Here is a 6,027-nt window from a genome sequence, read left to right as displayed (position 1 = left end):
CTGCCGGTATGCCAACTGCTCATGTAGGCGGAACAAATATGCTTAAAATTGAAAAAGCTTAAAAATATAAGGATACTAGTTAAATCTAGTATCCTTAATCTTTTAATTAGAATAAATCTTTAAATAAATCTCCAAGACTTACTCCTTCATCTTCACTGTCAACATATTCTAGATATTCTGCACTCTTTTCTGCTGCATCCTTAATGCTTAGTGATAATCTCTTAGCATTTTTATCAATATTTAATACTTTAACCTTAACTTTTTGATTAAGCTTTAAAACCTCTTCAGGTTTTGCGATATGTTCATCAGTTATTTCACTAATATGAACTAAACCTTCTATTCCTTTAAATACTTCAACAAAAGCACCAAAGCTTGTAAGTCTTACAACTATACCTTCTAAAGTATCTCCTATCTTCATTGAATCACCATGCACATTCCATGGTTCTTTATTTACATCTTTTAAGATTAGTGATAATTTTCTGTTTTCTAAATCTACATTTCCAACATAAACTTCTACTTCATCTCCAACAGAAACCACATCTTCAACTCTCTTAACTCTTTCCCAAGCTAAGTCATTTATATGAACTAATCCTTGTACTCCTCCGATATCAACAAAAGCACCAAATTTAACTATGTTCTTAACTACACCTTTTCTCTTTTCTCCGCTTTTGATTTCCGCCCATAGAACCTTTTGATTCTTTTCATAAGCTTCTTCTTCAATAACTCTTCTTGATCCAACAACTTTATTATTATTAAAGTCTAACTCTATAATTTTTACTTCTAACTCTTTTCCTACTACTGTTTTTATATCAATTCTTTCTCTTGAAACAAGTGAAGCTGGTATGAATACCCTAACTGATCCATACTCTGCAACTAATCCGCCCTTAACTTCTTCTTTAACTCTAACCTTTATAATAGTTCCATTATTGAAAGCATTTCTTATTTCTTCTTTTTCTTCTTTTAATAAAGCTCTCTTTCTTGATAACTTAACAAATCCTTCTCCATCGTTTGGTGAAAGCACAACAACTTTGAATTCATCACCTGATTTTACAATATCTAATGGATTCTTATCATCAGCTGTAAGCTCTTCTCTTGATATAACACCATCAAAAGCATATTTAATATCAACTGTTACTTCTTTATCATTTACATCGATTACTCTTCCATCTAATATGTCACCTTTATTAATTCTCTTGACATCATAAGAATCTAGTAATTGACCCATAGTATTTTCATTTGTCATTTAAATTCACTCCTTCTTTTTCCCCACATATACTTCAATTTTAATTTTAATCTATCAATAAATTTAATACAAGAAAAAGCCTTATTTTTTAATAATTAAACATTATTTAGATTAACTCATATATTAATTATATAAAGGGATTAATTAATCTTGGAGGTATTATGGAAATATTAAAAAAATTAAATTTAAAAAGAAATGCATCTATAAAAAAATATGAGGAAATAGTTGATTTAAAAAAGATTTTAGATGATTTATCATTAGATTTTTCTAATTTACTTGATAAATTATCAACTCTTAAAACCGATATAGAATGGATAAATGATATTTGCTCAGATTATGACTCTAAAGTAAAACTAGCAGTACAAAAAGGAAATATTCATCTTGCAAAAAAAGCTTTAGAGAAAAAGATCACTTCAGATATTGAATTAAATCATCTTTATGCTAAATCTAATTATTTATCTGAATGCAAATCAACTATTCATATATTATTAAAAGAATTAGAAGATGAATATGATAATTTAGTAGCAAGTTATGAAAGTAAACTTAATTCTAAGGTATCATCTTCTATGAAAATTTTCTCAAACATAGAATCAAAACTTAAAACAGAATTCTCAAATATTGAAAAAGGCCTTGATAATCTACCTCCTCCAACTTTTGATATTAATATTGATGAAGAAATAAAAAAATACCTATAAAAAAGGAGCAGTATACTGCTCCTTTTTTTAGTATTACATTTTTTCTATTTCTTCTACTGTTTCTAAATCATATCCAGCATCATCAATTAAATCTTTTAGTTCTTCTTTAGTTAAATCACATTCAACTATAGCTTCTCCAACCTTTACTTCATATTGCTTTACTCTACCGTCACCTGCAAAAGCTCTTTCTACGTTATCTACACATTTTTGGCATCCCATTCCATCAATTTTGATTTTGTATTTTGTCATAATAATCACTCCTTAATTTAACTACATTTTAAAGCAGCTTTTTCTTTAGATGTTTTATTTTTGTTTTATTTTATATAAATTTAATTTAAATTTATCTTCTTAAAATTTTGGTTTAAACCCTTTTAATCTTAAAGCATTTAATAATACTGATACTGAACTTAAACTCATTGCAAATGATGCAATCATAGGGTCTAAAAGTGGTCCTCCAAATAGTTTTAATATGCCCATAGCAACTGGAATACCTAATACGTTATATCCAAATGCCCAGAATAAGTTTTGTTTTATATTTCTAATTGTTGCTCTACTTAATTGAATAGCAGTAACAACATCTAAAAGATCACTTCTCATAAGAACAATATCTGCTGATTCTATAGCGACATCTGTTCCTGATCCTATTGCTATACCTATTTCCGCTGTAACAAGTGCTGGTGCATCATTTATGCCATCACCAACCATTGCAACTTTCTTGCCTTCACCTTGTAATTCTTTAACAACATTTGCTTTACCTTCTGGTAAAACATCTGATATTACTCTATCTATTCCAACTTGTTTTGCAATTGCCTTTGCTGTCTTTTCATTATCACCAGTTAACATTACAACTTCAATTCCCATAGTATGAAGAGCTTTTACAGTCTTTTGGCTATTTTCTTTAACTGTATCTGCAACTGCTATAATTCCAGCTAAGCTTCCATCTATAGCCATAAACATTGGTGTCTTACCACTGTCTGCTAGTTCATGTGCTTTACTTTCAATATCTTTAATATCTATATTGTTTCTATCCATTATTTTTCTATTACCAATTACAGTATTTTTCCCTTCAATATTTGTATTGATACCTTCACCTGGGATAGACTTAAAATCTTTAATTTGTGGTAATTCTATATTCTTATCTTCAGCTTCCTTTACAATTGCTTCTCCAAGTGGATGTTCTGATCCCTTTTCAGCAGCTGCTGCAAATTTTAGTAATTCATCTTCTTTAATAGAAACTGATACTATATCAGTAACCTTTGGTTTACCTTCTGTAATTGTACCTGTTTTATCAAATACTATTGTATTTATCTTATGAGCTTCTTCAAGTGCTACACCACTTTTAATAAGAACTCCATTTTCAGCTCCTTTACCTGTACTTACCATAATTGCTGTAGGTGTTGCTAGGCCTAAAGCACATGGACAAGCTATAACAAGAACTGATATTAATATATTTAATGCAAACTCTAAGTCTTCATTACCTATAAAGAACCAAGCTAATGCTGATAAAATTGCAATTACAATTACAACTGGTACAAAATATCCTGAAATAACATCTGCAAGTTTTGCAATTGGTGCCTTTGTTCCTTGAGCATCTTCAACTAAGTTTATGATTTTTGAAAGAACTGTATCTTTACCAACTTTAGTTGCTCTATATTTAAACATTCCATTTTTATTTATACTTGCTCCAAATACTTGATCACCAGGTTTCTTATCTACAGGAATACTTTCTCCTGTAAGCATAGCTTCATCTATACTTGTTGTTCCTTCAACAACTTCACCATCTACCGGTAACTTTTCACCTGGTTTTACAAAAATTATGTCGTTAACTCTAACATCATCAATTCCTACAACTTTTTCTTTTCCATCAACTATTATCGTTGCAGTTTTTGGTGCAAGACCCATAAGCTTATTTATAGCATCTGAAGTCTTACCTTTTGTAATAGCCTCCAAGAACTTACCTAAGCTAATAAATGCAATAATCATACCTGCTGATTCAAAGTATAAGTGATGTGCAAAGTGTACTTGACCACCATAAATTTTCACTAATGCATATACTCCATAAAGTATAGCTGCACTACTACCTAGAGCAATAAGTGTATCCATATTCGGACTTAAGTGGAATAGATTTTTAAACCCATGTATAAAGAAATCTCTACCTATTACTATGATTATAAGTGCTAGAATTAGTTGTATAAATGCATAATTAAAAGGACTAGCATCGGGACTTATAACACTTGGTAATTTAAGTCCAATCATAGGTCCCATAGCAATTATTACAAGTGGTATTGCAAATACTATTGACCATATAAATCTATTCTTAGCCTTTTTAACTTTTTCTTCTGAATCTTTCTTATGATCATTTTTATCTGTATCTTTTATCTCTATAGCTTCATATCCAGCATTTTTTACTGCTTTTTCAATATCTTTTGCCGAAACTTTTCTTCTATCATACTTTACCTTCATATCCTCAACAGCAAGATTTACTGTAGCTTTATCCACACCATCTAATTTATCTACTGCCTTTTCAACATGAAGTACACATGATGCACAAGTCATTCCCTTAATTTTAAAATGACCTTGTGAACTGTCTTCATCATTTATTTCTTCTGCACCATATCCAGCTTTTTCAACCTTCTTCATTATATCTTCTGATGATATAACATCCTTATCGAACTTTACAGTAGCTTTTTCTGTTGCAAGATTAACAACTGCACTCTCTACCCCATCAGTTTTGTTTAGTACTTTCTCTATTCTGCTAGCACATGATGCACAAGTCATACCTGTAATATTATAATTCTTATCTACTACATCATCTGATTTTATTTCATTTGCCTCATATCCTGCTTTTTTTACTTTACTTTCAATATCTGAACTAGTTACTTTATCCTTATCAAAGTTAACTGTCATCTTTTCTGTTGCAAGATTTACTACAGCCTCGTCAACGCCATCCATCTTATTTACTACTTTTTCAATCCTATTTGCACATGATGCACAAGTCATACCTTTGATATCAAACTGTTTTTTCATTTATTTCCCTCCCTTATATAGGCTATTTATTTTTTATACGTTATTTATTTAAACTCTTCTTATGTAGTCTATAACTAAGCAATTTCTATTTATCTATAAGTTTTGTTAATATACTTATGATTTCTTCAACTTTAGCATCTTTCTCTTTTTCATTTTCATTTGCTAAACCTTCTCTTACGCAATGATGCATATGTTGTGTTAATACATGCTTATTAGCTTTTTTAAGAAGTCCTTGTGCTGCTATTATTTGATTAGATACATCAATACAGTATCTTTCCTCCTCAAGCATTTTTATTATTCCATCAATTTGGCCCCTACAAGTCTTTAAAACTTGCATAGCTTTCTTTTTATCGTCATTCATAATACCACTCCTTTGTACCCCCTCCCTATGGGGGTGTATTTATGTTTTATACTATACTCTTATTAATAATTAGTGTCAATGGAATTTTTATTTTTTTATTCAAAACTTCAAATTATTCATGTAATAAAATTCTTATTCACCTTCCGTCTAAATATGCTTTTACAACTGCTTTCACATACTTTTACATTCTTATTTTTCTCTATAAAATTTTATAAATACAATAAAAAAAGAACTTAGTAATTTTTTACTAAGTTCTTGCTTCTAAATATATTTATTTGCTTTTTATTTCATTATAACAATAGTTTATTATATCACTTCTCTTTATAATACCTATAAAGATTCCTTCATCATCAACAACAGGAACAAAATTTTGATTAACTGCAAGTGATATTAAACTTTCAATATCTGCATTTATAGATACACTTTTATGTGTTCTTCTTGTTTTAATATCTTTCACTTTTACGCATTCAGTATTTTTAAAATTAAGGTCTGGAGTATTCTTAAGCTTCCATAATAAATCTCCTTCTGTTAGAGTAGAGACGTATCTTCCATGCTTATCTATTAGCGGAATCGCTGTATATCCATGGTGCTCCATTCGTTCCATAACTTGTCTCATAGTCGATTCTAAACTCTCACAAACCACTTCATTTTTAGGTGTAAGAAAAAATGCTATATTCATAGTTAACCCTTTCCTCTTTAAA

General features: G+C 29.6%; 6 protein-coding genes. 1 reads left to right on the top strand and 5 read right to left on the bottom strand.

Annotated elements, in window-relative coordinates:
• Positions 1 to 106: 106 nt before the first annotated feature.
• A complete protein-coding gene (gene rpsA / locus JOC62_RS14135) occupies positions 107 to 1,243 on the bottom strand; it encodes a 30S ribosomal protein S1 (protein WP_204595931.1) in 1,137 nt (378 codons plus the stop codon).
• A gap of 161 nt (positions 1,244 to 1,404) precedes the next feature.
• Between rpsA and JOC62_RS14130 the strand changes: the two genes are divergently transcribed.
• Complete coding sequence (locus JOC62_RS14130) at positions 1,405 to 1,938, top strand: PspA/IM30 family protein (RefSeq protein WP_204595930.1); 534 nt, start codon at positions 1,405 to 1,407, stop codon at positions 1,936 to 1,938.
• A gap of 33 nt (positions 1,939 to 1,971) precedes the next feature.
• Here JOC62_RS14130 and JOC62_RS14125 read toward each other — a convergent pair whose 3' ends face one another.
• From JOC62_RS14125 to JOC62_RS14110, 4 genes are all read right to left on the bottom strand, one after another.
• Positions 1,972 to 2,187 carry a heavy-metal-associated domain-containing protein gene (locus tag JOC62_RS14125; protein WP_204595929.1) on the bottom strand — a complete coding sequence of 72 codons (216 nt, stop codon included), beginning with the start codon at positions 2,185 to 2,187 and terminating at the stop codon, positions 1,972 to 1,974.
• Positions 2,188 to 2,286: 99 nt separating this feature from the next.
• Positions 2,287 to 4,965, bottom strand: a complete 2,679-nt coding sequence (locus JOC62_RS14120) for a heavy metal translocating P-type ATPase (protein ID WP_204595928.1) — start codon at positions 4,963 to 4,965, stop codon at positions 2,287 to 2,289.
• A gap of 85 nt (positions 4,966 to 5,050) precedes the next feature.
• A complete protein-coding gene (locus tag JOC62_RS14115; RefSeq protein ID WP_204595927.1) occupies positions 5,051 to 5,326 on the bottom strand; it encodes a metal-sensing transcriptional repressor in 276 nt (91 codons plus the stop codon).
• 271 nt (positions 5,327 to 5,597) lie between these two features.
• Positions 5,598 to 6,005 (bottom strand): CBS domain-containing protein, encoded by a 408-nt coding sequence (locus JOC62_RS14110; RefSeq protein WP_204595926.1) that lies wholly within the window; start codon positions 6,003 to 6,005, stop codon positions 5,598 to 5,600.
• Between the last annotated feature and the right edge of the window lie 22 nt (positions 6,006 to 6,027).

The sequence above is a fragment of the Clostridium sardiniense genome (genome assembly GCF_016907995.1).
Taxonomy (GTDB): Bacteria; Bacillota; Clostridia; order Clostridiales; family Clostridiaceae; genus Clostridium; species Clostridium sardiniense.
Note: the sequence above shows the minus strand (reverse complement) of the source record. Positions and strands in the feature narration are given on the sequence as shown.

What these genes read in the sequence shown, in the direction of transcription:
- rpsA (WP_204595931.1), bottom strand. Translation starts at nt 1,243, where the DNA reads ATGACAAATGAAAATACTATGGGTCAATTACTAGATTCTTATGATGTC.
- JOC62_RS14130 (WP_204595930.1), top strand. Translation starts at nt 1,405, where the DNA reads ATGGAAATATTAAAAAAATTAAATTTAAAAAGAAATGCATCTATAAAA.
- JOC62_RS14125 (WP_204595929.1), bottom strand. Translation starts at nt 2,187, where the DNA reads ATGACAAAATACAAAATCAAAATTGATGGAATGGGATGCCAAAAATGT.
- JOC62_RS14120 (WP_204595928.1), bottom strand. Translation starts at nt 4,965, where the DNA reads ATGAAAAAACAGTTTGATATCAAAGGTATGACTTGTGCATCATGTGCA.
- JOC62_RS14115 (WP_204595927.1), bottom strand. Translation starts at nt 5,326, where the DNA reads ATGAATGACGATAAAAAGAAAGCTATGCAAGTTTTAAAGACTTGTAGG.
- JOC62_RS14110 (WP_204595926.1), bottom strand. Translation starts at nt 6,005, where the DNA reads ATGAATATAGCATTTTTTCTTACACCTAAAAATGAAGTGGTTTGTGAG.